Here is a 25,619-nt window from a genome sequence, read left to right as displayed (position 1 = left end):
TTTTCAGTCATGGTCAGAATTCGCAACAGACGCAAGCCCGTCGCCGAGATGAATGTGGTGCCCTACATCGACGTGATGCTGGTGCTGCTGGTGATCTTCATGGTGACCGCACCGATGCTCAACCAGGGGGTCAAGGTCGACCTGCCCAAGGTCAGCAGCGAGGTGCTGCCGCAGGACAACGATGCCCAGGTGCTGACCATCTCCATCAAGGCCGACAAGACCTACTACTGGAATATGGGTTCCGAGGTCGATGTCGACACCGTGCAGGAGCAAGCCTTGACCCTGGACGAAATGGTCCGGGCCGTGACCGCGATCCTCAATCAGAGTCGCAGTCAGGGCAAGCAGGTGCAGGTGTTGATGCGCGGCGACAAGGCCGTCGACTACGGTTCCGTGATGGCGGCGATGAGTGGCTTGCAGCAGGCCGACGTGGGTAACGTCGGGCTGATTACCGAGGCGCCCTGATGCAGCAGCGTGAGCGCTCTCCTTCGGAAAGTCTGTTCTGGCCGGTGGTGTGGGCCGTGGCCTTGCATGTGCTGATGTTCGCCATGCTGTTCGTCAGTTTCGCCTTCGCCCCGGACCTGCCGCCGGCCCGGCCGATCGTCCAGGCGACCCTGTACCAGCTGCAGTCGCAGAGCCAGGCGACCACCCAGACCAACCAGAAAATCGCCGGCGAGGCGAAGAAGACGGCTGCGCCGCAATACGAAACCGAGCAGCTGGAGCAGAAGAAGGCCGAGCAGCAGAAGTTGGCCCAGGCCGAACAGCAGAAGCAGGCGGCGGCCAAGGCGGCGGAACAAAAGAAGGCCGAGGAGGCTCGAAAGGCGGAAGCGGCGAAGAAGGCCGAGGCGGCCAAGGCGGCCGAGCAGAAGAAACTGGCCGATATCGCCAAGAAGAAGGCGGCCGAAGAAGCGGCGAAGAAGAAGGCCGTCGAGGACGCCAAGAAGAAGGCGGCGGAAGAGGCTAAGAAGAAAGCGGCCGAAGAGGCCAAGAGGAAAGCGGCAGCCGAGGCAGCGAAGAAGAAGGCCGCCGAGGACGCCAAGAAGAAGGCGGCCGAGCAGGCGCGCAAGGCGGTCGAGGACAAGAAGGCCGCGGCATTGGCCGAGTTGCTCTCCGATGACGTGCAACACCAGCAGGCGTTGGCCGATACCCATGGCGACCAGGTCGCTGGTAGTCTCGACGACTTGATCGTCAGGCTGGTGAGCGAGCAATGGCGTCGCCCGCCATCGGCGCGTAATGGCATGAGTGTAGAAATATTGATCGAGATGCTGCCGGACGGCACCATCATCAACGCCAGCGTGACCCGCGCCAGTGGCGATGTGCCGTTCGACAGTTCGGCGGTGCAGGCGGTGCGTAACGTCGGCCGTATCAGCGAGATGCAACAACTCGATCGCGCGACCTTCGACCGGCTCTACCGGCAGCGGCGCGTGATCTTCAAACCGGAGGATTTAGGTCTGTGAACACCCTGATGCGTATCGCCCTGCTGGGCCTGGCCATGTTGGTCGGCGGCGTGCAGGCGGCTGACCCGCTGGTGATCACCAGCGGTACCGATCGGGCGACGCCGATCGCCGTGGTGCCCTTCGGCTGGCAGGGCGGCACCGTGCTGCCCGAGGACATCGCCGAGATCGTCGGCAACGACCTGCGTAATTCCGGCGTGTTCGAGCCGATTCCGCGACAGAACATGATCAGCCTGCCGACCCAGGCCAGCGAGGTCATCTATCGCGACTGGAAGGCCCTCGGCGCGCAGTACGTGCTGGTCGGCAGCATGGTGCCGGCGGGCGGGCGTCTGCAGGTGCAGTTCGCCCTGTTCAACGTGGCCACCGAGCAACAGGTGCTGACCGGCAGCGTCGGTGGCGGCACCGATCAGCTGCGCGACATGGCCCACCACATCGCCGACCTGGCGTTCGAGAAACTGACCGGGGTCAAGGGTGCGTTTTCCACGCGCATGCTCTATGTCACCGCCGAGCGTTTCGGGGTCAACAACACCCGCTACACCCTGCAGCGCTCGGACTACGACGGTGCCCGTGCGGTGACGCTGCTGCAATCGCGCGAGCCGATCCTCTCGCCGTCGTTCGCGCCGGATGGCCGCCGCATCGCCTACGTGTCCTTCGAGCAGAAGCGTCCGCGCATCTTCGTCCAGCACATCGATACCGGTCGTCGCGAGCAGATCACCAACTTCGAGGGGCTCAACGGTGCGCCTGCCTGGTCGCCGGACGGCAGCCGCCTGGCCTTCGTACTGTCGCGCGACGGCAATCCGGAGATCTATGTCATGGACATGGGCTCGCGCCAGCTGCGCCGGGTGACCAACCACTATGCGATCGACACCGAGCCGTTCTGGGGCAAGGACGGGCAGACCGTCTACTTCACCTCGGATCGTGCCGGCAAACCACAGATTTATAAAACCAACATCGCCAGCGGTGCGGTGGATCGGGTGACCTTCGTCGGCAACTACAACGCCAACCCGAAGCTCTCCGCCGACGAGAAGACCCTGGTGATGATCCATCGCCAGGATGGTTTTACCGTGTTCAAAGTAGCGGCCATGGATCTGGTTCGCGGTGGGGCTCCACGCATCCTTTCTGACACCAGTTTGGATGAGTCCCCCACTGTTGCGCCTAATGGCACCATGCTAATCTACGCCACCCGCCAGCAGGGTCGGGGAGTCTTGATGTTAGCGTCCATCAACGGACGCGTGAGGCTCCCTCTTCCTACCGCTCAAGGCGAAGTTCGAGAGCCTTCCTGGTCCCCCTACCTGAACTGATGCGGTGTTGTTGTACCTTTAAACTTTTTGCTTAACACACTGGGGTTACATGATGGAAATGCTGAAATTCGGCAAGTTTGCTGCTCTGAGCCTGGCTCTCGCCGTGGCCGTTGGTTGTTCCTCCAAGGGCGGCGACGCTGCTGGCGAAGGTGCAGTAGACCCGAACGCGGGCTACGGTGCTAACACTGGCGCCGTAGATGGCAGCCTGAGCGAAGAAGCCGCTCTGCGCGCTATCACCACCTTCTACTTCGAGTACGACAGCTCCGACCTGAAGCCGGAAGCCATGCGCGCTCTGGACGTTCACGCCAAGGACCTGAAAGGCAACGGCGCTCGCGTCGTGCTGGAAGGCCATGCCGACGAGCGCGGTACCCGCGAATACAACATGGCTCTGGGCGAGCGTCGTGCCAAGGCCGTTCAGCGCTACATGGTGCTGCAGGGCGTTTCCCCGGCTCAGCTGGAGCTGGTTTCCTACGGTGAAGAGCGTGCCGTTGCCACCGGCAACGACGAGCAGTCCTGGGCTCAGAACCGTCGCGTCGAACTGCGTAAGTAATTCGCCATGCGTAGCTGCCGCCGTGCTGTAACCGTTTTAGCGCTCGCCCTGCCGCTCGCGGCCTGGGCCGAGGTTCCCGTGGTGGATAACGATGCCGCTTACGGCAGCAGTTATCCGCCGGCCGGTTACGGCACGTCCGGCGCCTACGTCGGGGGAGGGGCGCAAGCCCCTGCCTCGGCGCAGGGCATGATGTTCACCCAGCTGCAACAGATGCAGCAGGAGATCGCGCAACTGCGCGGGCTGCTCGAAGAGCAGCAGTATGAAATCCAGCGTTTGAAAAAGGAGAGCCTGGAGCGCTACCAGGACCTCGATCGACGCTTGAGTGGTGGTGCGGCCGGAGCTGCGCCTGCCCAGAATCCTTCACCCGACGGCGCACCAGCTGCCGGCGGTGTTTCTCAGTCCCCTATCGGTCAGGCGCCTGCCGCCAGTGGCCCGGCCGATCCGGAGAAGGAAAAGCTGTTCTATGACGCTGCCTTCGACCTGATCAAGGCCAAGGACTTCGACAAGGCCAGCCAGGCCTTCGCTGCTTTCCTGCGCAAGTACCCGAACAGTCAATACGCCGGCAACGCCCAGTATTGGTTGGGCGAGGTCAACCTGGCCAAGGGCGACCTGCAGGGCGCCGGCCAGGCCTTCGCCCGGGTCAGTCAGGCCTATCCACAGCATGCCAAGGTGCCGGACTCTTTGTTCAAGCTCGCCGATGTCGAGCAGCGCCTGGGCAACACGGACAAGGCCAAGGGCATACTCCAGCAGATCATCGCCCGGTATCCGGGCAGCTCGGCCGCGCAGCTGGCCCAGCGGGATCTGCAGCGTCTGCCCTAGAAGTTGAATCGCCGTTCAAGAAAACCCGCGCCTGGCGCGGGTTTTTTCGTTAGAATCGGCGCCCCTTTTCCCGCAACGGAGGCGGATGGCCTGTTTAGCCGTCACGCCCGTGGCTGATATGCAAGAAACCCTGCGAATTACCGAGATTTTCTACTCGCTGCAGGGGGAGACGCGCACCGCCGGCTTGCCGACCGTGTTCGTACGCCTGACCGGCTGTCCCCTGCGCTGCCAGTACTGCGACACCGCCTATGCCTTCAGTGGCGGCGAAATCATGAGCCTCGAGGCCATCCTCGAGCAGATCGCCGGCTATAAGCCGCGCTACATCTGCGTGACCGGCGGCGAACCGCTGGCGCAACCCAACTGCATCCCTCTGCTCGAACGCCTGTGTGACGCCGGCTACGAGGTGTCCCTGGAGACCAGCGGGGCGCTGGATGTGTCGGCGGTCGATCCGCGGGTCAGCAAGGTGCTCGACCTCAAGACCCCGGGTTCGGCGGAGGTGGCACGCAATCGCTACGAGAATATCGAGTGGCTGACGCCCAATGATCAGGTCAAGTTCGTCATCTGCAGCCGCGAAGACTACGACTGGGCGGTGTCCAAGCTGATCCAGTATCGCCTGCCCGAGCGTGCCGGCGAGGTGCTGTTCTCGCCCAGTCATCATGAGCTGGATGCCCGTTCCTTGGCCGACTGGATAGTGGCCGACAACCTGCCGGTGCGCCTGCAGATGCAGCTGCACAAGATTCTCTGGAGCGACGAGCCCGGCCACTGAGCGCGCAGTGCAGTCGCTATTCGCTGACAACGAGGAGTACTCCATGAGCGAGAAAAGAGCGGTCATCCTGCTGTCTGGCGGCCTGGACTCGGCCACCGTGGTGGCCCTGGCCAAGGCCCAGGGCTACGCCTGCTACAGCATGAGCTTCGATTATGGCCAGCGCCACCGTGCCGAGCTGCAGGCGGCCGAACGGGTCGCCCGGCAGCTGGGTGTGGTCGAGCACAAGGTGATCGGCCTCAATCTCAACGGCATCGGCGGCTCGGCCCTGACCGACAGCCGCATCGAGGTGCCTGAGGCGCCTACCGAAGGCATCCCGGTCACCTATGTGCCGGCGCGCAATACGGTTTTCCTCTCCCTGGCCCTGGGCTGGGCCGAGGTGCTGGGCGCGCGGGACATCTTCATCGGCGTCAATGCGGTGGACTATTCCGGTTATCCGGATTGCCGTCCCGAGTTCGTCGAGGCCTTCGAGCGCATGGCCAATCTGGCGACCAAGGCCGGTGTCGAAGGGCAGGGCTTCCGCATCCAGGCGCCGCTGCAGAGCATGAGCAAGGCCGAGATCGTCCAGGCGGGCCTGCGCCACGGCGTGGATTATGCCCTCACCGTGTCCTGCTATCAGGCCGACGACGATGGCCGCGCCTGTGGCAAGTGCGACAGCTGCCGCCTGCGTGCGGCGGGCTTCGTCGGCGCCGGGGTCGCCGATCCTACCCGTTACTTCTAAAATAGTTTTCGTGGGGTGTTGTTTTTCTGAATTAAATCAGTATTATACGCCTCGCGTTGGGTCGTTAGCTCAGTTGGTAGAGCAGTTGGCTTTTAACCAATTGGTCGTAGGTTCGAATCCTACACGACCCACCAACCTCCTTCCTCGCTTCGCCCGTTTTCCCCTCGTGTCCCGTCCTGTCTGCACTCGCATCTTGCTTCGGCGGGTATACTGGAATTCCGCTCTGAATAGACTTGCACAGGGCCCGATGACATGACGCAGATTTCCGAACGCCTCCTGGTTCAAGCGCATCTCGACGCCAAGCAGCCCAAGCCGCTGACGGCCGAGCAGGAAGCCTTCTACCGCAGCGAGATCGCCGCCGAGCTGAAGAAGCAGAACGCCGTGTTGGTCGCGCATTACTATTGCGACCCGGTACTCCAGGCGCTGGCCGAGGAGACCGGCGGTTGCGTCTCCGACTCCCTGGAAATGGCCCGTTTCGGCAATCAGCACTCGGCGCAGACCGTGTTGGTGGCCGGGGTCAAGTTCATGGGCGAGACGGCGAAGATCCTCAATCCGGAGAAGCGCGTGCTGATGCCGACGCTGGAGGCCACCTGCTCCCTGGACCTGGGCTGCCCGGTGGACGAGTTCGCCGCCTTCTGCGACCAGCATCCGCAGCGCACCGTGGTGGTGTATGCCAATACCTCGGCGGCGGTGAAGGCGCGCGCCGACTGGGTGGTGACCTCGAGCTGCGCGGTGGAGATAGTCGAGCACCTGATGGACAACGGCGAAAGCATCATCTGGGCGCCGGACCAGCACCTGGGTCGCTACATCCAGAACAAGACCGGCGCCGACATGCTGCTGTGGGACGGGGCCTGCATCGTCCACGAGGAGTTCAAGGCCAAGCAGCTGGAAGACATGAAGGCGCTGTACCCGGATGCGGCGGTGCTGGTGCATCCCGAGTCGCCGACCGCGGTGATCGAGCTGGCGGATGCGGTGGGCTCCACCAGCCAGCTGATCAAGGCGGCGCAGACCCTGCCGAACAAGACCTTCATCGTCGCCACCGACCGCGGCATCTTCTACAAGATGCAGCAGCTGTGTCCGGACAAGGCGTTCGTCGAGGCGCCGACCGCCGGCAATGGCGCGACCTGTCGCAGCTGCGCCCACTGCCCGTGGATGGCGATGAACACCCTGGAACGCACCCTGGCCTGTCTGCGCGAGGGCAGCAACGAGATTTTCGTCGACCCGGCGCTGATTCCGCGGGCGATCAAGCCGCTCAAGCGCATGCTGGACTTCACCCAGGCGGCGCGCCTGAAGCTGGCCGGCAACGCCTGAAGTCCGTTCGCTGGCCATGAAAAAGCCCGGATTTCCGGGCTTTTCGCTGTCTGCCGGGGGTTAACGGCTAGCGCAGCATCTGTTCGATCATGCGCTGGTCTTCCATCAGCTCGCGTTGCCGTGCGTCGATACGCGAGGCCAGCTGGAAGTTGTTGCTGGCGCGGCGCTTGGCGAAGTCGAGCTGCTCGATCGCCTGGTCGAAGTCGCCGACCAGGGCGAAGAACTCGGCGCGGGCCTGGTGCAGGCCGATGGTGTTGCCGCTGAGGCCGCGGACTTCGGCGACCAGGTACCAGATGTCCGGGTCCTTCGGGCGGCTCTTGAGTAGCTCGTCGAGGGCTTGCTCGGCATCCTGGATGCGGCCCTGTTTCATCAACAGGTCGACTCGCGCCTGCTGCAGGGGGTAGTTGCTCGGATACAGGGCACGCAGCCGCTCGACGCGGCTCTGGGCTTCGGCGAGTTGGCCCGAGGCCATGTCCAGCTCGATCTGCGCCAGGTTGTAGGTCGCGTCGTTCGGGGCCTTCTGCAGCAGCGGTTGCAGGCTCTCGCGGGCCTGTTTGTGCTGGCCGCTCTTGATCTGTGCCAGGGCCAGGCCGTAGCGCGCGGCGTCGAGCTTGGGGTTTTCCTCGAGCATGCCGCGAAAGCGTTTGGCGGCCAGGCCCGGGGTGTCCTCGTAGATCAGGCTCACCCGGGCGCGCATCAACTGGTAGCGCAGGCTATCCAGGTTGCCGCCGGCCGCGTACTGTTCGGCGCGGTTGCGGGTGTCGGCGATGCGCGACTCGGAAACCGGGTGGGTCAGGAGGAATTCCGGCGGCTTGCGGTCGTAGCGGTACTGGCGCATCAGGCGTTCGAACATGCTGGGCATGGCGCGGGGGTCGAACCCGGCCTTCTCCAGGTTGACCAGGCCGATGCGGTCGGCCTCCTGCTCGTTCTGCCGGGAGAAGCGCCGCTGTTCCTGGATCGCCGCCGCCTGGGTCGAAGCGATGGTGGCGATGCCGACGTCGCCGGCCCCGGCCGCAGCCGCGACTATGCCGGCGAGCATCGCCGCCATCACCGGCACCTGCATGCGCTGTTGGGCCTCCAGGCCGCGGGCGAAGTGGCGTTGCGACAGGTGCGCCAGTTCGTGGGCCATGACCGAGGCGTACTCGGCCTCGGTCTGGGCATAGAGGAACAGTCCGCCGTTGACTCCGATGATGCCGCCGGGCGCGGCGAAGGCGTTGATCTGCGGGCTGTCGAGCAGGACGAACTCCAGGCGCCGGTCCTGTAGCTGGCTGGTCTCGCTCAGGCGGTAGACACTGCTCTCCACGAAGTCCTTGAGCTGCGGGTCGGACAGCTGGCTGACCTGGCCGCGCAGCAGGCCCAGCCAGGCCCTTCCAAGCTGATGCTCCTGCTGGGGGGAGACCAGGGCCGAGCTGGCATCGCCGAGCGACGGCAGGTCGCTAGCCGTGGCGGGCAGGGCGAGCAGGCAGGCGAGCGTCAACAGGGTGGGGCGCAGAAGATTCATGCACGGGGCTCTTGGCGGACAAAGCCGATACTGTAGCCGCGCAGGCGCTCGCCTGGCCAGGGTTGTGCGGCCTTGGGTATCCTAGGGGCTTATTTCGGAGGGTTGCATGAACGATACGCCAGAATGGCTCGAGGGTTACGATGCGCAACTGGATGCCAGCGGCCTGAGCTGCCCGTTGCCGCTGCTCAAGGCCAAGTTGGAGCTCAATCGTCTGGCCAGTGGCGCGGTGCTCAAGGTCATCGCCACGGATGCCGGTTCGCAGCGCGACTTCCGTGCCTTCGCCACGCTCGCCGGGCACAGCCTGCTGCGCGAGGAAGTGCAAGACGGCGTCTATCGCTACTGGTTGCGTAAAGCCTGACGCAACGTCTGTGCAGGTGCTTTCGATCTAAGGAATTCTGATGGTTAAGGTGTTACGCGACTGGCTGCACCGCTACTTCTCCGATGAGCAGGCCGTGGTGTTGGCGGTGCTGTTGATCCTCGGTTTCGCGGTGATTCTGACCCTGGGCGGGATGCTCGCACCGGTGCTCACCGGGCTGGTGTTGGCGTTCCTGATGCAGGGGCTGGTCAACGCCCTGGAGCGCTGGCGCCTGCCGCAGCTGGCGGCGGTGTGGCTGGTGTTCGCCCTGTTCATGAGTCTGCTCGGGCTGTTTCTGCTGGTGTTGATGCCGCTGCTGTGGCGGCAGTTGAGCAATCTGTTCAACGAGTTGCCGCGCATGCTGGGCGAGTGGCAGGCGCTGTTCCTGCTGCTGCCCGAGCGCTATCCCAACCTGATCAGCGATGCCCAGGTGCTGCAATTGATCGAGACGGTGCGTGGCGAGTTGGGTCAGTTCGGCCAGTGGGCGCTGTCGTTCTCCCTGGCCAGCCTGCCGCTGCTGATCGGCATCATGGTCTACGTGGTGCTGGTGCCTATCCTGGTGTTCTTCTTCCTCAAGGATCGCCAGGTGATTGGCGCCTGGTTGCGTGGTTACCTGCCGCGCGAGCGCGCGCTGATCACCCAGGTGGCGCAGGAGATGAACCAGCAGATCGCCAACTACATCCGCGGCAAGTTCATCGAGATCCTCATCTGCGGCGGGGTCACCTACGTCGCCTTCGCGGCGCTGGGGCTCAACTATGCGGCGCTGCTGGCGTTGGCGGTGGGCCTGTCGGTGGTGGTGCCCTATATCGGCGCCGTGGTGGTGACCGTGCCGGTGGCGTTGATCGCCCTGTTCCAGTGGGGGCTGAGCGATCAGTTCCTCTACCTGATGGTGGTCTACGGGGTGATCCAGGCGCTGGACGGCAACGTGCTGGTGCCGCTGCTGTTCTCCGAGGCGGTCAACCTGCATCCGGTGGCGATCATCTGCGCGGTGCTGCTGTTCGGCGGCCTGTGGGGGTTCTGGGGGGTGTTCTTCGCCATCCCCCTGGCTACCTTGTTCAAGGCGGTGCTCAGCGCCTGGCCGCGGCGCGAGCCGCAGGTCGCCGGCGAATAAATGAAAAAGGCCGCATCGAGCGGCCTTTTCCTGCGGTGGGCGACTACCCCTGATTCAGGGTCTGGGCCGCGGCGAGCACGGCATCGACATGGCCGGGAACCTTCACCCCGCGCCACTCCTGGCGCAGCACGCCATTGCGGTCGATCAGGAAGGTGCTGCGGTCGACGCCCAGGTACTCCTTGCCGTAGAGCTTCTTCAGCTTGATTACCTGGAACAGCTGGCAGAGGGTCTCGTCCTTGTCCGAGATCAGCTCGAAGGGAAAGGCCTGCTTGGCCTTGAAGTTCTCGTGGGACTTCAGGCCGTCGCGGGATACGCCGAAGACCAGGGTGTTGGCCGCCTGGAAGGCCGGGTACTGATCGCGGAAGCCCTGGCCTTCGGTGGTGCAGCCGGGGGTGCTGTCCTTCGGGTAGAAGTAGAGCACCACCTGCTGGCCCTTGAGGGCGGACAGCTGGACCTGCTGGCCGCTGGTGGCCTGGGCCTGGAAGTCGGGAACGGCGTGGTCGAGGGTGACGGCCATGGTCGGGCTCCTTATGGATTCTGCGGGCGCCAGGGTTCGATCAGGGCGTCGAGGTTCAGGGCGTCGGCGAAGTCGAGGAACTGGTCGCGCAGCCAGCTGATCTGGGTGCCGGCCGGCAGGGTCACGGTCAGCGTGGCATTGAGCATGGTGCCGCCGGTCTGCGGTGCCTGGTAGGTGTCGCAGGTGAGGTTTTCCAACTCGACGTGGTGATCGATGAAGAACTGGCACAGTTCGTTGAGGATGTCCGGACGGTACACCGAACTGACATAGGCCACATAGGGCAGGGCCTGGGGGCGACTGTCCGCGGCGCCGCTGCGGATCAGGTTGACCGAGAAGGCGTGCTTCTTGGCCAGCGCGGGCAGGCTCGACTCCAGGCGCGCGAGGGCGTCCCAGTTGCCGGAGACCTGCAGGACCAGGGCGCTGAACTCGCCGTGGCGGCTCAGGCGGGTGCTGACCACGGCGCAGCGGCTCTCATGGCTGGCGCGGCACAGCACGTTGGTCAGCTCCATGGCGTTGGGGCCGAGTGCACTGATGACGAGGAATTGTTCGCGAACTGGGGGGGTGGACATGCAGCCTTCCTAAAACGATGAGCGCTCGGCGCCGCAGACACGGTGCCGGACAAAGCCGGAAGGGTAGCGAAAAGCGCCGCCCAGGGGAATGCTCGGGGCTCGGGCGAGGCATGGATTTTCCGTGGTCTGCGCCGAGCGGTCGCTTGCCGCCCGGCCTTGTCCTTCGCTTGTGCAAGGCAGGTGGCGCCAGTACCATTACGGCTCTCTTTTTCCAGCAGGAGCGGTTGCATGATTGCGGGCAGTATGGTGGCACTGGTCACGCCCATGGATGCACAGGGCAGTCTCGATTGGGACAGCCTGAGCAAACTTGTGGATTTCCACCTGCAAGAAGGCACCAACGCCATCGTCGCGGTCGGCACCACGGGTGAGTCCGCGACGCTGGAAGTGACCGAGCATATCGAGGCGATCCGCCGTGTGGTGGACCAGGTCGCCGGGCGTATTCCGGTGATCGCCGGCACCGGCGGCAACTCCACCCGCGAGTCGGTCGAGCTGACCCGCGCGGCCAAGGACGTCGGCGCCGATGCCTGCCTGCTGGTGACCCCTTACTACAACAAGCCGACCCAGGAAGGCCTGTACCAGCATTTCCGTCACATCGCCGAGGCCGTGGCGATTCCGCAGATCCTCTACAACGTGCCGGGGCGCACCGCCTGCGACATGCTGCCGGAGACCGTCGAGCGCCTGGCGAAGATCGACAACATCATCGGCATCAAGGAAGCCACCGGCGATCTGCAGCGCGGCCAGGAAGTGCTGGACCGGGTGAGCAAGGACTTCATGGTCTACTCCGGCGACGACGCCACCGCGGTCGAGCTGATGCTGATGGGCGGCAAGGGCAACATCTCGGTGACCGCCAACGTCGCGCCGCGCGCCATGAGCGACCTGTGCGCGGCGGCCATGCGCGGTGATGCGGCGCTGGCGCGCACCATCAACGACCGCCTGATGCCGCTGCACAAGGCCCTGTTCATCGAGTCCAACCCGATTCCGGTGAAGTGGGCTCTGCACGAGATGGGCATGATGCCGGAAGGCATCCGCCTGCCGCTGACCTGGCTCAGTCCGCGCTGTCATGAAACGCTGCGGCAGGCCCTGCGCCAGTCCGGCGTACTGGTTTAATCGAGGAAATACTACGCATGAAGCGACTGGCCGGACTCTCTGCACTTGCCCTGATCGTCTCCAGCACCAGCGGTTGTGGCTGGTTGTGGGGCGAAGATGGTTATTTCCGCGATCGTGGCAGCGACTACCTCGCGGCGCGGCAAACCGCGCCCATGCAGTTGCCGGCGAATGTCGAGGCCAAGCGCCTCGATCCGTTGTTGCCGGTGCCGCAGCAGGTGGCGAGCAGCACGGCGCAGGGCGAGTTCGAGGTGCCGCGGCCGCAGTCCCTGGCCGTGCGTGGCGAGATCAGCGAGTACAGCCTGCAGAAGAGCGGCGAGTCGCGCTGGCTGGTGGCTCAGCGCGTGCCGGCGGAAGTCTGGCCGGTGGCTCGCCAATTCTTCGCCGACAACGGCTTTCGCATCGCCGAAGAACGTCCGCAGACCGGTGAGTTCAGCACCGATTGGCAGCGCGTCGATGAGTTGAACGGTGCTCTGGCTCGCCGCCTGAGCAATCGCCTCTCCGGTTCGGCGACAGGCGCCGAGACCCGTGTACGGGTCCGCATCGAGCCGGGCGTGCAGCGCAATACCAGTGAGATTTTCGTGGTCAGTGCCGAGCGCCCGGCAGGTAGCGGCGCCGACGTGGCCTTCACCAGTCGCAGCGCCAACCCAGGCCTGGATGGTGCGCTGCTCGACGAAATGCTGGCGAGCCTGGCGCGCAGCGCCGAGCAGGGCGGTTCGGTATCGCTGCTGGCGGCGCGCGACTTCGATGCGCCGAGCCGAGTCAGCCTGTCGGAAGACGGCAACGGCAACCCGGTGCTGAACCTCGGCGCCGACTTCGATCGCGCCTGGTCCGGCGTCGGTCGCTCCCTGGAGCTGGCCGATGTGCGTATCGACGACCTCAATCGCAGCCTTGGCGTGTACTACATCAACCTGGCCGAGGGCGCGAAGAAGAAGGGCGAGGAGCCCGGCTTCTTCGGTTCGCTGTTTGGTGGCGAGCCGGACAAGGAAGAAATCGAGGCCCGCGCCGAGCGCTATCAGGTACGCCTGAGCCCGGTCGGCGACAGTGTCCAGGTCACCGTGGAGAAAGACCTCAATACCTTGGCGCCAGCCGACGTTGCGCGGCGGGTGCTGGGGTTGATTCAGGAAAATCTCGGCTAACAGGCCGATCCTCTGGCCCGGCTGCAGAGGCGGCGCGGCCGAAAGCCAATAGGCGAAACCCTTGGGTTTCGCCTGTTTCGTTTGCTAAAGGCGGAAACCCCGATATGACCATTCCTGCGACCCTGAGCCTGAAGAAGATCTACTCGGGCAAAGTCCGCGATCTCTACGAAATCGATGACCAGCGCATGCTGATGGTCGCCACCGACCGGCTTTCGGCATTCGACGTGATACTCGCCGAGCCGATTCCGGATAAGGGCAAGATCCTCACCGCAATCTCCAATTTCTGGTTCGACAAGCTGGCCGATCTGGTGCCCAACCACTTCACCGGCGACAGGGTCGAGGACGTGGTACCGGCCGCCGAGTTGCCACTGGTGGAGGGGCGCGCAGTAGTCGCCAAGCGGCTCAAGCCGGTCGCGGTCGAAGCGATCGTGCGAGGCTACATCGTCGGTTCGGGTTGGAAGGAATACCAGCAGAGCGGCACCGTCTGCGGCATCCAGCTGCCGACCGGCCTGCGCGAGGCGGCCAAGCTGCCGCAGCCGATCTTCACGCCTTCGACCAAGGCCGCGGTCGGCGACCACGACGAGAACATCTCTTTCGCGCAGTGCGAGGCGATCATCGGCGCCGATCTCGCCGCCCAGGTGCGTGACACCGCCATCGCGCTGTACAGCGCCGCCGTCGAGTATGCCGCGACCCGCGGCATCATCATCGCCGATACCAAGTTCGAGTTCGGCCTGGACCAGGACGGCACCCTGACCCTGATGGACGAAGTGCTGACCCCCGACTCCAGCCGCTTCTGGCCGGCCGACAGCTACGAGGAAGGCCGTAATCCGCCGAGCTTCGACAAGCAGTTCGTGCGCGACTGGCTGGAGTCCACCGGCTGGAACAAGCAGCCGCCGGCACCGCCCGTACCGGCCGAGGTGGCCCAGAAGACCGCCGACAAGTACCGCGAGGCCTTGACCCGGCTGACCGCATGAGCGGCCGTGCGTCGCACATGAAAGAGGCGCCAGGGCGCCTCTTTTCTTTTACCGGCCGGTTGCTTCCGCTTTCGTTCGCCGTGTTTTGCGCCAGTCAGGTCGAATAGACTTCGCAAGCATCTGAAACTGTGCGAAAAAATCGCTCAGTGGGCTTCGCCAAAGGCGCATGTGCTGTTATCATGCGCGCCGCCACGGGAAGATGCCGGAGTGGCCGAACGGGACGGATTCGAAATCCGTTGTATCAGCGATGGTACCTAGGGTTCAAATCCCTATCTTCCCGCCATATAAGAAAGCCCCGTAATTCAATGAGTTACGGGGCTTTTTCTTTGGTTTTGGCATGCTCAAAATCGCCTTGGGGGCAAAAATGTGGCGTTTTGGGGGCAAAAATCGCTGCCTCCAGGCCGCTATAAACCGTTGTAGCCCTCCCCAAATCCCATCTGTTCCGAAACACGGGGGGCCATCCGTTTGGCATCCTTGGGAATGAACCGCCCATAGTGTTTCTTAATCATGGTGGTATCGGCATGCCCCAGCTGCTTGGCAATCCACTCCATGTTGACGTGGCTGGAGAGGGCCTGGCTGGCATAGGTATGTCGGCATTGGTTGATCCCGCGGTGCCTGACACCAGCCTTGACCAAGTGCTCTGTGAACCACTTGTCCAGGTCGTTTGATTTCCACGGCTTTCCGGTTGCCCAATCACGGAAGAGCAAGGTGACCTTTTCCTGTTCGCTTGTCAGGTTGTCTCGTTGAGTAACCTCAATCATCTGTGGTTTGCAGCGGGCCGTGTCTTCCATGATCTGTTGGAGCAGCTCTGCTGCAGGCGCGATCAGTTCGACGCTACGCTCGCGCAGCTCTTCTTTGGGAACGCGGAACTCATCTTCCACGCAGGCACGCTTAACGTGGATCAAGCCGCTTTCCAGATCGATATCTTCGCGGGCTAGGCCCAGCAGCTCCGAGCGCGATAATCCCGTCCAGCAGTTGAAAATCACCATGCGTGCTTCCGGCATACGCTGAGGGTCGGCATGGTGAATGAGTTCGATCTCTTCTCGCGTGAAAGGATCAGCCTTGCTCCGGTGTTTCACCTTGTGGTTGGCGATACCCAGCATGTGGTTGTGGGGGATCAGGCCGTTGGCGGCGGCATCGGCCCAGGTCCCTCGAACCACAGTCAGTACATCGTTGACTGTCTTTGGGGAGAGCCCTTGCTTGCCATCTGCAGGCTTCACCAGATGACTCTTGAAGAGCTTCAAATCCTGGGGGTTCTACCCCGTTAACACGGACACTTTCGAGTAAGCTCACACCGAGCTGAAGGAGTGTTCATGAAGCGCAAGAAATACAGTCCTGAATTCAAGCGGGAAGCCATCGAGTTGGTTCGTCGTTCAGGGGCGAGCTGTCGACAAGTGGCCCTAGAGATTGGTGTGGCTCCGAACCTGCTCACGCGCTGGATTCGAGAGGCGCAGCCAGGCACAGAAAAGGCCTTTCCCGGCACAGGTAGCCCGCGAGATGAGGAGCTGGCCCACCTCAAGCGTGAGTTGGCCCGAGTGACCAAGGAACGTGATTTTTTAAGAGACGCGGCAGCGTACTTTGCCAAGGAGTCATCGAGCGGTACACGGTGATCCAGCGCTGCCGCAACGAGTACCCGGTACGACTGATGTGCCGTTGCTTGAAGGTTTCTGCCAGTGGCTATTACGCCTGGCAGGATCGCGATCCAAGCCCACGTGCTCAAGAGAATGCGCGTCTGGTGAGGCGCATTCGGGAGATTCACGAAGACAGCCGTGGTGTTATCGGCGCGCCGCGGATGCACGAGGATCTGCTCGACGAGGGCGAAACCGTCAGCCTGAACCGCGTTGCTCGCCTGATGGCAGCTGAGCGAATTCAAGGCTGGCCACGCCGGAAGAAGCGTGGCTTTGGAAGAGTCGCCAGCGGCCGTCCAGCAGGCGTGAAAAACCTGCTGGAGCGCGACTTCACCGCGCAGGAACCGGAGCGCAAGTGGGTCACGGACATCACGGAAATAGCCACACTGGAAGGCAAGCTCTTCCTATGCGTGGTGCTCGACTTGTACAGCAAGCTGGTGATCGGCTGGTCGATGCATCACCGCCAGGATCGGCAGATGGTGATTCGAGCGGTGGAGATGGCGATCTGGCAGCGCCAGGGTGACTGGTCGGTGATCCTGCATTCGGATCGCGGTAGTCAATTTACCAGTGCTGACTACCAGCGCTTCCTGAATCGCAACACGCTGGTCTGCAGCATGAGTGCCGTCGGGCATTGCGGCGACAACGCTGCCTGTGAAGGCTTCTTCGGTCAGCTCAAGCGTGAGCGCGTTGTCCATCAGTCGTATCGAACTCGTGATGAAGCACGGGCGGATCTATTCGACTACATCGAGCGGTTTCATAACCCACGAATGCGTCGTAGAGTCGCCCGGCAAGATCTGAAGTTTTCAGCCCTTTTCAAACCGTCCGTGGAAATGGGGTAGAACCCTACAGCACCCCGTTGTGTCGAGGCCAGACTGCGCTACGAATGCAGTTCAGACCAACTGCAATGCAGCATAGTCTTTGCAGCGCCGCCATGATCTGGAATGGGGCACGTGTCCCCTGAAGAGGGCACACCTGCTATCTGCTGAGCGCGTGCCGCAGTGGCTTATTGACTGTTGCTGGCGGCAATATGCGTCCGGCTGGGTAGCGCGGGAGCTGATGATCTAGATGGATGCTGGATTGCATCCAGACAGGCAGATCATCCAGTTGGTTTTGGGCAAGGCCAATATAGAAGTCTTCGTCGTTTAACTCAGTAAAGGTGCGAGCGAGCAGCTGTTTGTCTTCCTGCGGCAGGTATTTACTCATATAAAGACCTGTAGTGGCCCAGTCCAGATCCGTAATGCCTATGCCTGTCAGCTGTTCATCAATACCTAATTGTTGAGCGTCAGTGGTGATAGCCGAAGCAAGGACGATTGCGCCGTTGATCCTGCCGGCCTTGAGCATCCGGAGCATCGTCTCAGGGTCGCTGGCCAGTGTCGCTCGCCTGCTTGTCGTCAGGGTACTTATGAGCTCAGCTGTTTTGGGGCCATAGTGATGCCCGCGGATGAACGAGAAGATCAATCCCGATGCGAGAATGTCTTCCCGGGAGTTCAAGTTCAGCGGGTGTGCTTTGAGACTGACAAGGGTAACACCTTCTCGCACGTTTTGGCTGTAGAACTCACCTGACTGGTCACGCTCACTACGATGAACAGCGCTAAGCACTAGACCAGCTTCGCCGCGCGAAAACATCAACCAGGCTCTGGCGCGCGGCGTATCCATATACACGAATCGACAACCACTGCGCCGGCTCACCTCTTCCAGGTAAGTGATTGATAGTCCTGTACGGACACCTGCGCTCCGCGATTGATCGACTCCTAGCGAACTGAAGGGCACCAGTATGTCCTGCGAGCAGGCCGCATGGGCGAGATGACTCGCCACTAGCAGAAACAGAATCAAGCAAACTCGGTACATAGGCTCTCTAAAAAATAGGTTAGGCTTCACAACAAGAACAGGATCTGCATTAGTTACTATCACGACCATGTTGGCGATTACCCGGTGTTTGTTATCGCCACAGTAATCGCGGATGCTGTCCTTGCCTTACGGTGCTGCTCGCACGAAACCGAACCCCAGTCGACTCGTCTATCTGGGGCTACTCTTCAAATTGAACTTCGTGATAGGGGATGCCGGCCTTCATCAGGCGAACCTCAACCTGTTCTCTAATAAAAAACCATGTATCAACGCCTTGGTCGGCACAGGTGGTGATATCAATACAGAGTTCTGTGATCCTCTGATCAACCTGTTCCTCCCCATCCTCATCGTAAAAATAAATTTCCTCTACAGATCTGTGGTCTTTCCCGTCGTACTGGGTGCGAACATAAAAAGTTGTGGTCATAGCAATACACTTCCGTTGATTGGTCAGGAGCACTTTTTCTGAAGGTCTCTCTACGCTGACAAATGGAAACGCTCTACTAGTTGCTTCATTTCACCGCCTAAACGAGCCAGATCGGCACTGGCCGCCGAGGTTTCTTCGCTTGATGCCGCGGCCTGCTCAGCGACATCGCGGATATTGGTGACGCTTCGGTTGATCTCATCTGCGACGGCGCTTTGCTGCTCTGCCGCTGTGGCAATCTGCTGGTTCAGTTGCTGAATTTGCGACACCGCCTGGTCGATGGCAGCTAGCGCAGCCCCCGCCTGCCGCGCAGCCGATACAGTGTCACTGGCCATGGTGCGACTCTCTTCCATTGTCACTACAGCGCTTTGCGCGCCGCTCTGCAGGGTGACGATCAGGTGCTGGATCTGTGCCGTAGACTCCTGGGTGCGTCGCGCCAGGGCACGTACTTCGTCGGCGACGACGGCAAAACCCCGGCCGGCCTCGCCAGCGCGGGCCGCTTCAATCGCCGCATTGAGCGCCAGCAGGTTGGTCTGCTCTGCAATGCCTTTGATGACGTCGAGAACCGTACCTATGTTGGCGCTGTCGTCCTTCAGGCGGCCAATTGCCTCGGCGGACTTCTCAACGGCGCAGGCTAATTGTTCTGTGTACTGGATGGCATGCTGAACTGTCAGCCCACCTTCATGGGTTTGCTGATCGGCCTGGCGCGCAGAGCCCGCAGCGAACTCTGCATTGCGCGCCACATCCTGCACGGTGGCGACCATCTCGCACATCGCGGTGACTGCCTGCTCGATTTCTATGCGCTGTGCTGTCGCGCCGTCGCTGGTTTGCTTGGTTATTCCCGACAATCCGTCGGCAGCTATGGCCAGTTGGGCAACCCCCCCACTCAACCTTCCAAGCAGATCACGCAGGCTCCTGGTCATGTCCTGTATGGCCTGCATGAGCAATCCCAGTTCGTCACGGCGCTCGCTATGGATATCTTCGGTCAGGTCGCCGCCAGCCACCTTGCGTGCGATCCCAACTACGCGCTGTAGTGGGCCAACGATCAGCTGGGTAACCAATAGCGCACAGAGCAGACCGGACAGGAAAGCTATGACGGCTGCTCCGACCAGCAGAGTACGGGCCTGGACGGCCTCGCTCCGCAGCATTTCGAGTTGCAGCTCCAGGGACTTGCTTGATGAAGCTGCAACCAGGCGTGCGCGCTCGGCCATCTGCTGTTCTGTGGTATCGAGGTTTTCCAGGTTCTGCCGGAGCACGGCGAATTGCTCGCGGTAGCTGGATAGCTGGCCGAGGGCGTTCTCAAGGTCGGCTCGGGCTGTCGGGTCATCGAGCTCGCCAAGCAAGAGCGTCCCGGTGTAATCGAGCATGGAAAAGTACTCTTGTACCTGGTCTGCATCGCCCGCCGCCTTATGCATGATGAAGTCCTTCTCGACACGGCGTACGTCATGCAGCTCCATCGCCATCTCATTGGCCTGGTTCGCGCTTTCGAGCAAGCGGACGGCGGTAGGGTCTCCGGCCATGCGTATCTGCTTGGCAGCGGCCTGCTTGAGCATCTCATCTAGCTTCTCGAACTGATCGAATGCTGTACGAGCGGAACTCTCCATAGCTTTTTGGGCTGCCTGTTTTGCCGCAGTGGCTTTATTAAGGCTGACTAATTTTTCACGGTAGCCGATCACCTCCGCCTGGATCTGCTGCATGAGCGCTTTGTTCTCGGGTAGCTGCAGGCGCTTCTCGACCATTTCGGCCTGGGCCCAAACCTCATCGGCCAGAGCCAGGGCTTTTTTCAGGTACTGGGCATCTCCCTTCAGAATGAAGTTCTTCTCATTCAACTGGGCTTCGCTCAGCTTTGTATCGATCTCATTGACCGCGAGCAGGTCTTCGAAACGACTCTGCGTGGTGTCGAGTACGGAAAGGCTGATCCCGACGACGCACAAGGTGATTGCCAGGATCAGGCTGAAACCCGCAAGCAGCTTTTTGCGGACGCTAAGGTTGAGCAGGAGGTGAGAGAGGTAATGCAAGGCTGGCTCCTTTGGGACGTTTCCCGCGATGTGTTGCTGACGACATAAGGCTGCTCGGTACCCTTTGGCTTCTGTGCCTCCTCAGGTTCATGCCCAATTCAGAGACTAGGCCGATGGCCAAGGCTGTTGGCGCTGGCGATGTGCTCAATGCTCTTGCCAAGGATCAAGGGCAAGTCTGTCCTTCGAGTGTTGGTCGTTTGACTTGGTCATATGACCACTAAAGCACGAACCCTGCCAAAGCCCTGAGGCAATAGAAGAACTTTTCTTTTTATCGGTGTGAGCGCTGGTGGAGGGGCAGGTAGTCGATCAGGGGGCTGTGGTCGTGCGGTCTCGTGTCTGGATTGTGTAGAAGCTACCCGTCAAGATCGCTCCCTGTTGCAGCGAGGAGTAACAGTTTCCGACTTGCCTAATCTTGTCGCAAAGATCCCGGAGCGGCACACAGTCCAAGTCAGCTTTCAGCACTTGCTCCGGCCGTGCAACTACGGTTCTTGCCACCCATCAATTGTCGCCCTCGGATCGTCTATGCAGGGTATTCAGACGGGAGTCGCGCAGCAGGCGTGGTTGTTGGTTGGGGCTGTTGCGCTTTTGCCACGCCAGGGGAGTGACTTGGAACCAGCGGTTGAATGCTCGACAGAATCCACTCTGGTTGGAGTACCCCAGTAGCCCTGACATTTGTGTCATGCTGATAAACGGGTCTTCGAGGTAGTGGCACGCCATGTCCTGGCGTGTTTCATCGAGCAGTTGCTGAAAGGACGTGCCTTCTTGGCTCAGGCGACGCTGCAAGGTGCGGGTGTTGTAGGCCATGCAGTCGGCGACCTTTTCGACGGTGGCGCGGCCGCTGGGGAGCAGATGGCGGAGCAGTACTTTGACGTAGCTGGCCAGGTCGTCAGCCGATAGGCGCTCCATTCTCTTCATGTGCTCAACGATCAGTTGCTGCAGCCTGGTATCAGCGGTGCTCAGCGGCAACGAGAGTGCAGAGGTCGAAAATTGAAAGCCACTGCAGTGCGCCGAAAAGCTAGGCAGAAATCCGAGCGCTTGCCGATAGCTTGCCTCGTCCTGCAGAGCAGGGTGCCTTAGCAGGATAGCCTCTGGCCGCCAACTATCGCCTATCAGAGCACGCAGTAACTGCACACCTACAGCACAAGCCAGTTCTTCTGCTTGCGGCAGGCCGGGCAGGTCCAGCTCGGTTACCCGGTAGCTGAGGGTCGCGGTATCGCCGTCGATATCGAGGCCTATATATGCTGCGCCGTTGTAGAGCGCGTAATGATCTCGAAGCTCGTCCAGGGCTTCGGCGACCGTCCGTGCATTGCGAATTAGATAGAGCAGTTCGCCGAATACATTGACGCCTTGGAAGAGCCCGAGCTGCAAGCCGAACAGCGTGTTGCCCGACTGGCGTTGGCAGATATCCAGCAGCGCACAGTAGCGCCGGAAGGCAATGATGCCGTCGTGTCGCTCTAGGCTCTGCTGCGGCAGTGCGGCACGACGCAGCATGTCCACCGGATTGAGCCCTTGCTGGGTGGCAAACTCGGCGAAGCCGATGAGGCTGAGGGCGCGGACGAACGGATTAAAGGACATGATCTGCTACTCGCCGTGGCGGTCTGGCACTGCTCTTGAAACAGCGGCTGGCGAGGATTGCTGGTGGTGTTTCCACTGCTGCGGGCTTATGCCATTCCAGCGCTTGAAAGCTCGGGAGAAGGTGCTGAGATCGGCGTAGCCGAGAAGCCCGGCAAGTTGCGTCAGGCTGAGTGATGATTCACGCAGGTAACGTGTGGCCAGTGCTTGTCGCGTGTCGTCCAGCAACGCCTGAAAACTGGTGTTTTGCGCCCGTAGGTAGCGCTGCAGGGAACGGGGGCTGAGTTGCATGTGCGCGGCGACCTGTTCAATGCACACCTGGCCATGGGGAAGCCAGGTGCGCAACAGCTTCTGCACATAGCTGGGCAGTTCCTGCAGGGTGATCCGCGCCAGTTCGTCGAGATGCTCCCGAACCAGTTGGCGGAGCCTCTGGTCTGCGGTGCTGAGGGGGATATTCAGCAGCCTCTCGTCGAATACCCAGGCATTGACCGAGTTGTTGAAGTGGGGCGTGATTCCCAGCAGGCGGCAGTAGGCGCTGGGCTCTGCGACGGGCGAATGCCTGAGCTGCAAGCTGTGTGGCTGCCACGCATGCTGCAGCAGACCTTGCATCAGATGGGCGCTTATCCCTATGGCCAGCTCAACGGTTTGACGGACCGAGTGGGCCTCCCCATCCGTCACCTCGTACATGAGCCTTGCGTATCCGCCGTGACATTCGAGTTGGAGCTGCGCGCCATTGCTGTGGACATGGAAGTACTGGATCAAGACCTGCAGCGCTTCGCCCACCGAGCCGGCATTCTGAATTGCGTACCACAGGTTGCCCAGGGCCTGCGCGCCTTGCTGCAGACCGAGCTGTAGGCCAAATAGAGGGTTTGCCGAGCGCCGCGCGCACAGCTCCAGCAGGGTGTTGAATTGCACGCCGGAGATCACCCCATCCTTGGCATCGCAGGGTAAGCCGATCTCGGCCAGAGTGGCGCGTGGATCCAGCCCTTGAGCGAGCGCGAAGTCTTCGAAGCCCAGCAGGGCGATGCCATGGACGAAGGATGTCATCGCGAATGTCCACGCGACTGATTGGGTGAGGTACAGAGCCGCTGAACTCGCATTGTCATGATCCTCCAGCAAGGCCCTTAGCCGGCTGCGCGGTAGTGGCATGATCTGAATATTTTATGGCTCGATCTGCAAAGCGCCAATCCTGGGCGCTGATCAAAATTTAACCATCTAACAATAGAAGACACTGTGTTTGGCTGCGGCCGAACGACGGAGGTTCGCCATGCGCCGAGTCTTCTTCGCCAGCCTGAGCGTGGCCATGCTAGCGCGCCATCTACGCCTGCGAGTTTCCGGTCAGGATGAGCGCCACCAAGCCCCAGTCGGTGTATTCGATTGCCAGCTTTGACGACGTTTTCCTACACTTTTGACGACGCAAGTGTCGTCATGGCGTACGGCTGGCTCGGCCCCATACCTTGGAAAACTCGATCCCGCCCGGCGCAAACCACTGCTGCCGCGCACCGGAGGGTGTTGCGGCGACTGAGGTGAGCGTGGCCGCGGCTCCGCTGAAGGATACCGGGCCACAAGGTTTGCCGAGCCAAAGGCGTGCCTCGGCACGCCTTGAGCGCAGCTTGGGATCAGCGCCGATGATCCACAGTCAACCTTCGCGGTTGGCTCGTCGGCCTATCATGGCTGCTCGGCGATCGCTTCCAGCGCCAGTTCGGCCAGAGGCGCAACGTACTGGCCCATTTCGGCTGCATTTTTGTTGGAGGCATTGCCGTCTATCGCGCGCTTGGCAACGCCCTGGATGATGGCGGTCAGCCTGAAGAAGCTGAAGGCGACATAGAAGCTGAAGTTGTCGATCTTCTCGATTCCCATCCGCTGGCAGTAGGTCGCGACGTATTCTCGTTCGGACGGGATCCCTAGCGTCTTCAGGTCCTTGCCGCGCAGGCCCGATACCGTGCCGACCACCGGCATGCGCATCTGCATGCACAGGTAGCCGAGGTCGGCGAATGGGTGGCCCAGGGTCGAGAGTTCCCAGTCGAGAAGGGCGATCGCCCTGGGTTCGGTCGGGTGCAGCATCAGGTTGTCGAGGCGATAGTCACCATGGACCAGGGAAACACGGCCATCGTCTTCGGGAATATGGCTTTCCAGCCAGGCCATCAGCTGTTCCATCGGCTCAATGCGGTCCAGCTCAGTGGCTCGATACTGGCTGCTCCAACGGTCGAATTGGCGGCGGAAGTAGTTGCCGGGCTTGCCGTAGTCGCTCAATCCGACCTTTTCGATATCGACCGAGTGCAAGGCGACCAGCACCCGGTTCATCTCGTCGTAGATCGCGCTGCGCTCGTCCTTGCCGACTTCGGGCAAGGCAGCATCCCAAAAAATCCGGCCTTCGAGAAACTCCATGACGTAGAACATCGAGCCGATCACGGCAGGGTCTTCGCACAGATGGAAGACCCGGGCCACCGGGACGTCGGTGCCGGCGAGCGCCTTGAGTACCCGATGTTCGCGGTCGACGGCATGGGCGGATGGCAGGAGCTTGCCCGGCGGTTGGCGACGCAGCACGTAGATGCCGGACTTGGCGGTGATCTTGAACGTCGGGTTGGATTGGCCGCCGGAGAACTTTTCCACCTGCATCGGTCCCGCGAAGCCCTCGACATGGGCTTCCAGATAGGGCAGCAGGGTCGTCAGGTCGAGGTTTTCAACGGCGCGGCTCATGCTTTCTCTCCGGCGCTGAGGCGGTCATGGATCTCGCGGGACAGGTTGCGTCCCAGCTGCATCATGTGAACCTGGTCGGGGCCGTCCGCCAGGCGGATCGAGCGGGCCAGGGTATAGGCGCGGGCCATGAAGGTGTCCTGGCTGACGCCGGCGGCACCGTGAATCTGGATCGCCCGGTCGATGACGGTGCAGGCCATGTTCGGGGCGGTGATCTTGATCATCGCGATCAGGTCCTTGGCGGCCTTGTTGCCGCCCTGATCCATCTTCGCGGCAGCTTTCAGCGTCAGCAGTCGGGCTTGTTCGATTTCGCATGCGGACAGGGCAATCGCCTCGCGTACCGACTGCTGTTTGCTCAACGGACGACCGAAGGCGATCCGGGTCTCGGCGCGCACGCACATCTGTTCAAGGGCACGCTGGGCAAGGCCGATGGTGCGCATGCAGTGATGGATGCGGCCTGGCCCCAGGCGACCTTGGGCGATTTCGAAGCCACGGCCTTCGCCCAGCAGCAGATTGCCGGCCGGCACCCGAACGTTATCGAAGATCAGCTCGGCGTGGCCTTCGGGAGCGTCGTCGTAACCGAACACCCTCATCGGGCGAACCACTGTCACGCCGGGGGTCCCGGCTGGAACCAGCACCATCGATTGCTGTAGGTACGGGTTGCTGTTGTTCGGGTCAGTCTTGCCCATGACGATGTAGATGCGGGTATGGTGGTTGCAAGCGCCGGAGATGTACCACTTGCGGCCGTTGATCACGTAGTCGTCGCCATCCCGGACGATCGAGGTCGCGACGTTGGTGGCATCGCAGGAGGCCAGCTCTGGTTCGGTCATGGCGAATGCAGAGCGGATTTCGCCATTCAGCAGCGGTGTCAGCCATTGCTGCTGTTGCGCTTCGTTGCCGTATTTGGCCAGCACTTCCATGTTGCCGGTATCCGGCGCATTGCAGTTGAAAACTTCCGAGGCCCAGTAGACGCGCCCCATGATCTCAGCCAGCGGGGCGTACTCCAGGTTGCTCAGCCCGGGGCTGAACTTGCCATAGGTACTGGGCAGGAACAGATTCCACAGGCCGTCGGCCTTGGCCTTGGCCTTCAGTTCTGCCAGCAGCACCGGGGGTTCCCAGCGATCGCCTTCGGCTACCTGTTCCTCCCATAGCGCTTCGTTCGGATAGATGTGCTCATCCATGAACGCGAGGAGGCGTTCACGCAGTTCGCGTACTTTGGGGGAAAACTCAAAATCCATGGGACAGCTCCTTC

The 25,619-nt window shown here is 61.8% G+C and carries 25 protein-coding genes, 2 tRNA genes and 1 pseudogene; 16 read left to right on the top strand and 12 right to left on the bottom strand.

The window, feature by feature from the left end; translation table 11 throughout:
• Nucleotides 1–9: 9 nt before the first annotated feature.
• From tolR to nadA, 9 genes are all read left to right on the top strand, one after another.
• On the top strand, nt 10–462 hold the full coding sequence (gene tolR / locus SBP02_RS14105) for a protein TolR (protein ID WP_318642639.1): 453 nt from the start codon (nt 10–12) through the stop codon (nt 460–462).
• Nucleotides 459–1,454 carry a cell envelope integrity protein TolA gene (gene tolA, locus SBP02_RS14100; protein ID WP_318646341.1) on the top strand — a complete coding sequence of 332 codons (996 nt, stop codon included), beginning with the start codon at nt 459–461 and terminating at the stop codon, nt 1,452–1,454. Before tolR ends, tolA begins: the two co-directional genes overlap by 4 nt.
• Complete coding sequence (tolB, locus tag SBP02_RS14095; protein ID WP_318642637.1) at nt 1,451–2,752, top strand: Tol-Pal system beta propeller repeat protein TolB; 1,302 nt, start codon at nt 1,451–1,453, stop codon at nt 2,750–2,752. Before tolA ends, tolB begins: the two co-directional genes overlap by 4 nt.
• 52 nt (nt 2,753–2,804) lie before the next feature.
• Nucleotides 2,805–3,302, top strand: coding sequence for a peptidoglycan-associated lipoprotein Pal (pal, locus tag SBP02_RS14090; protein ID WP_213640704.1), 498 nt, complete (start codon nt 2,805–2,807; stop codon nt 3,300–3,302).
• Nucleotides 3,303–3,308: 6 nt separating this feature from the next.
• Nucleotides 3,309–4,121: a tol-pal system protein YbgF gene (ybgF, locus tag SBP02_RS14085; protein WP_318642633.1), complete on the top strand. Its 813-nt coding sequence runs from the start codon at nt 3,309–3,311 to the stop codon at nt 4,119–4,121.
• 118 nt (nt 4,122–4,239) lie between these two features.
• Nucleotides 4,240–4,887, top strand: a complete 648-nt coding sequence (gene queE, locus SBP02_RS14080; protein WP_318642631.1) for a 7-carboxy-7-deazaguanine synthase QueE — start codon at nt 4,240–4,242, stop codon at nt 4,885–4,887.
• 43 nt (nt 4,888–4,930) lie between these two features.
• Nucleotides 4,931–5,605 (top strand): 7-cyano-7-deazaguanine synthase QueC, encoded by a 675-nt coding sequence (gene queC, locus SBP02_RS14075; protein WP_318642629.1) that lies wholly within the window; start codon nt 4,931–4,933, stop codon nt 5,603–5,605.
• 58 nt (nt 5,606–5,663) lie between these two features.
• Nucleotides 5,664–5,739: transfer RNA gene (locus SBP02_RS14070), tRNA-Lys, on the top strand.
• Nucleotides 5,740–5,857: 118 nt separating this feature from the next.
• Nucleotides 5,858–6,916 (top strand): quinolinate synthase NadA, encoded by a 1,059-nt coding sequence (nadA, locus tag SBP02_RS14065; protein ID WP_318642627.1) that lies wholly within the window; start codon nt 5,858–5,860, stop codon nt 6,914–6,916.
• Between the two features lie 67 nt (nt 6,917–6,983).
• Here nadA and SBP02_RS14060 read toward each other — a convergent pair whose 3' ends face one another.
• On the bottom strand, nt 6,984–8,417 hold the full coding sequence (locus SBP02_RS14060) for a M48 family metalloprotease (RefSeq protein WP_318642625.1): 1,434 nt from the start codon (nt 8,415–8,417) through the stop codon (nt 6,984–6,986).
• Nucleotides 8,418–8,523: 106 nt separating this feature from the next.
• On the opposite strand from SBP02_RS14060, the gene SBP02_RS14055 reads away from it, so the two are divergent.
• Nucleotides 8,524–8,775, top strand: coding sequence for a sulfurtransferase TusA family protein (locus tag SBP02_RS14055; protein ID WP_318642622.1), 252 nt, complete (start codon nt 8,524–8,526; stop codon nt 8,773–8,775).
• 40 nt (nt 8,776–8,815) lie between these two features.
• Entirely contained in the window at nt 8,816–9,883 is a 1,068-nt protein-coding gene (locus tag SBP02_RS14050; protein ID WP_318642620.1) for an AI-2E family transporter, read from the top strand.
• A gap of 43 nt (nt 9,884–9,926) precedes the next feature.
• Here the strand turns inward: SBP02_RS14050 and SBP02_RS14045 are convergent, their stop codons facing one another.
• Nucleotides 9,927–10,400: a peroxiredoxin gene (locus SBP02_RS14045; protein ID WP_318642618.1), complete on the bottom strand. Its 474-nt coding sequence runs from the start codon at nt 10,398–10,400 to the stop codon at nt 9,927–9,929.
• 11 nt (nt 10,401–10,411) lie between these two features.
• Nucleotides 10,412–10,969, bottom strand: a complete 558-nt coding sequence (locus SBP02_RS14040; protein WP_318642616.1) for a glycine cleavage system protein R — start codon at nt 10,967–10,969, stop codon at nt 10,412–10,414.
• Nucleotides 10,970–11,197: 228 nt separating this feature from the next.
• Between SBP02_RS14040 and dapA the strand changes: the two genes are divergently transcribed.
• The 4 genes from dapA (at nt 11,198) to SBP02_RS14020 (ending at nt 14,469) form a co-directional block, all read left to right on the top strand.
• A complete protein-coding gene (gene dapA / locus SBP02_RS14035) occupies nt 11,198–12,076 on the top strand; it encodes a 4-hydroxy-tetrahydrodipicolinate synthase (protein ID WP_318642614.1) in 879 nt (292 codons plus the stop codon).
• 17 nt (nt 12,077–12,093) lie between these two features.
• The gene (gene bamC, locus SBP02_RS14030) at nt 12,094–13,212 is read left to right on the top strand and encodes an outer membrane protein assembly factor BamC (protein WP_318642612.1); all 1,119 of its coding nucleotides are present in this window, start codon (nt 12,094–12,096) and stop codon (nt 13,210–13,212) included.
• 104 nt (nt 13,213–13,316) lie between these two features.
• A complete protein-coding gene (locus SBP02_RS14025; RefSeq protein WP_318642610.1) occupies nt 13,317–14,186 on the top strand; it encodes a phosphoribosylaminoimidazolesuccinocarboxamide synthase in 870 nt (289 codons plus the stop codon).
• Nucleotides 14,187–14,379: 193 nt separating this feature from the next.
• A tRNA-Ser gene (locus SBP02_RS14020) sits at nt 14,380–14,469 on the top strand.
• A 121-nt stretch (nt 14,470–14,590) separates the two neighbouring features.
• Here SBP02_RS14020 and SBP02_RS14015 read toward each other — a convergent pair.
• Nucleotides 14,591–15,406, bottom strand: a complete 816-nt coding sequence (locus tag SBP02_RS14015) for a tyrosine-type recombinase/integrase (protein WP_318642608.1) — start codon at nt 15,404–15,406, stop codon at nt 14,591–14,593.
• Between the two features lie 93 nt (nt 15,407–15,499).
• On the opposite strand from SBP02_RS14015, the gene SBP02_RS14010 reads away from it, so the two are divergent.
• Nucleotides 15,500–16,653, top strand: a protein-coding gene (locus SBP02_RS14010; RefSeq protein WP_318641747.1) for an IS3 family transposase whose coding sequence is annotated in 2 segments (ribosomal slippage) — nt 15,500–15,746 and nt 15,746–16,653 — 1,155 coding nt in all. Because the reading frame shifts where the segments join, the coding sequence is not laid out codon by codon here.
• 136 nt (nt 16,654–16,789) lie between these two features.
• Here SBP02_RS14010 and SBP02_RS14005 read toward each other — a convergent pair.
• The 8 genes and pseudogenes from SBP02_RS14005 to SBP02_RS13975 all read right to left on the bottom strand — a co-directional run bounded on the left by SBP02_RS14005 (nt 16,790) and on the right by SBP02_RS13975 (nt 25,605).
• Entirely contained in the window at nt 16,790–17,647 is an 858-nt protein-coding gene (locus SBP02_RS14005; RefSeq protein WP_318642606.1) for a hypothetical protein, read from the bottom strand.
• A 193-nt stretch (nt 17,648–17,840) separates the two neighbouring features.
• A complete protein-coding gene (locus SBP02_RS14000) occupies nt 17,841–18,083 on the bottom strand; it encodes a hypothetical protein (RefSeq protein WP_318642604.1) in 243 nt (80 codons plus the stop codon).
• A 50-nt stretch (nt 18,084–18,133) separates the two neighbouring features.
• Nucleotides 18,134–18,853, bottom strand: coding sequence for a methyl-accepting chemotaxis protein (locus SBP02_RS20955; protein ID WP_404824394.1), 720 nt, complete (start codon nt 18,851–18,853; stop codon nt 18,134–18,136).
• Between the two features lie 141 nt (nt 18,854–18,994).
• Nucleotides 18,995–19,228 (bottom strand): annotated as a pseudogene (locus SBP02_RS20950) (HAMP domain-containing protein); the annotation flags it as partial.
• A 1,368-nt stretch (nt 19,229–20,596) separates the two neighbouring features.
• Nucleotides 20,597–21,673 carry an AraC family transcriptional regulator gene (locus SBP02_RS13990; RefSeq protein ID WP_318642600.1) on the bottom strand — a complete coding sequence of 359 codons (1,077 nt, stop codon included), beginning with the start codon at nt 21,671–21,673 and terminating at the stop codon, nt 20,597–20,599.
• 6 nt (nt 21,674–21,679) lie between these two features.
• A complete protein-coding gene (qhpR, locus tag SBP02_RS13985) occupies nt 21,680–22,717 on the bottom strand; it encodes an AraC-like transcriptional regulator QhpR (RefSeq protein WP_318642598.1) in 1,038 nt (345 codons plus the stop codon).
• 621 nt (nt 22,718–23,338) lie between these two features.
• The gene (locus SBP02_RS13980; protein ID WP_318642595.1) at nt 23,339–24,370 is read right to left on the bottom strand and encodes a phosphotransferase; all 1,032 of its coding nucleotides are present in this window, start codon (nt 24,368–24,370) and stop codon (nt 23,339–23,341) included.
• Nucleotides 24,367–25,605: an acyl-CoA dehydrogenase family protein gene (locus SBP02_RS13975; RefSeq protein WP_318642593.1), complete on the bottom strand. Its 1,239-nt coding sequence runs from the start codon at nt 25,603–25,605 to the stop codon at nt 24,367–24,369. The genes SBP02_RS13980 and SBP02_RS13975 overlap by 4 nt, the downstream gene beginning before the upstream one ends.
• Nucleotides 25,606–25,619 lie beyond the last annotated feature (14 nt).

The organism is Pseudomonas benzenivorans, from assembly GCF_033547155.1.
GTDB lineage: Bacteria > Pseudomonadota > Gammaproteobacteria > Pseudomonadales > Pseudomonadaceae > Aquipseudomonas > Aquipseudomonas benzenivorans_B.
The sequence above is the reverse complement of the archived record's forward strand: the minus strand, read 5'-3'. Positions and strand labels throughout refer to the sequence as shown.

Excerpts from the sequence above, each read along its gene's own strand:
- nadA (WP_318642627.1), top strand. The coding sequence starts at position 5,858 with ATGACGCAGATTTCCGAACGCCTCCTGGTTCAAGCGCATCTCGACGCC.
- tolR (WP_318642639.1), top strand. The coding sequence starts at position 10 with ATGGTCAGAATTCGCAACAGACGCAAGCCCGTCGCCGAGATGAATGTG.
- ybgF (WP_318642633.1), top strand. The coding sequence starts at position 3,309 with ATGCGTAGCTGCCGCCGTGCTGTAACCGTTTTAGCGCTCGCCCTGCCG.
- SBP02_RS20955 (WP_404824394.1), bottom strand. The coding sequence starts at position 18,853 with ATGTGCGAGATGGTCGCCACCGTGCAGGATGTGGCGCGCAATGCAGAG.
- SBP02_RS14055 (WP_318642622.1), top strand. The coding sequence starts at position 8,524 with ATGAACGATACGCCAGAATGGCTCGAGGGTTACGATGCGCAACTGGAT.
- pal (WP_213640704.1), top strand. The coding sequence starts at position 2,805 with ATGGAAATGCTGAAATTCGGCAAGTTTGCTGCTCTGAGCCTGGCTCTC.
- queE (WP_318642631.1), top strand. The coding sequence starts at position 4,240 with ATGCAAGAAACCCTGCGAATTACCGAGATTTTCTACTCGCTGCAGGGG.
- SBP02_RS14045 (WP_318642618.1), bottom strand. The coding sequence starts at position 10,400 with ATGGCCGTCACCCTCGACCACGCCGTTCCCGACTTCCAGGCCCAGGCC.
- SBP02_RS13975 (WP_318642593.1), bottom strand. The coding sequence starts at position 25,605 with ATGGATTTTGAGTTTTCCCCCAAAGTACGCGAACTGCGTGAACGCCTC.
- SBP02_RS13980 (WP_318642595.1), bottom strand. The coding sequence starts at position 24,370 with ATGAGCCGCGCCGTTGAAAACCTCGACCTGACGACCCTGCTGCCCTAT.
- SBP02_RS14040 (WP_318642616.1), bottom strand. The coding sequence starts at position 10,969 with ATGTCCACCCCCCCAGTTCGCGAACAATTCCTCGTCATCAGTGCACTC.
- SBP02_RS14050 (WP_318642620.1), top strand. The coding sequence starts at position 8,816 with ATGGTTAAGGTGTTACGCGACTGGCTGCACCGCTACTTCTCCGATGAG.
- qhpR (WP_318642598.1), bottom strand. The coding sequence starts at position 22,717 with ATGACATCCTTCGTCCATGGCATCGCCCTGCTGGGCTTCGAAGACTTC.
- SBP02_RS14025 (WP_318642610.1), top strand. The coding sequence starts at position 13,317 with ATGACCATTCCTGCGACCCTGAGCCTGAAGAAGATCTACTCGGGCAAA.
- SBP02_RS14060 (WP_318642625.1), bottom strand. The coding sequence starts at position 8,417 with ATGAATCTTCTGCGCCCCACCCTGTTGACGCTCGCCTGCCTGCTCGCC.
- SBP02_RS13990 (WP_318642600.1), bottom strand. The coding sequence starts at position 21,673 with ATGTCCTTTAATCCGTTCGTCCGCGCCCTCAGCCTCATCGGCTTCGCC.
- bamC (WP_318642612.1), top strand. The coding sequence starts at position 12,094 with ATGAAGCGACTGGCCGGACTCTCTGCACTTGCCCTGATCGTCTCCAGC.
- dapA (WP_318642614.1), top strand. The coding sequence starts at position 11,198 with ATGATTGCGGGCAGTATGGTGGCACTGGTCACGCCCATGGATGCACAG.
- queC (WP_318642629.1), top strand. The coding sequence starts at position 4,931 with ATGAGCGAGAAAAGAGCGGTCATCCTGCTGTCTGGCGGCCTGGACTCG.
- SBP02_RS14000 (WP_318642604.1), bottom strand. The coding sequence starts at position 18,083 with ATGACCACAACTTTTTATGTTCGCACCCAGTACGACGGGAAAGACCAC.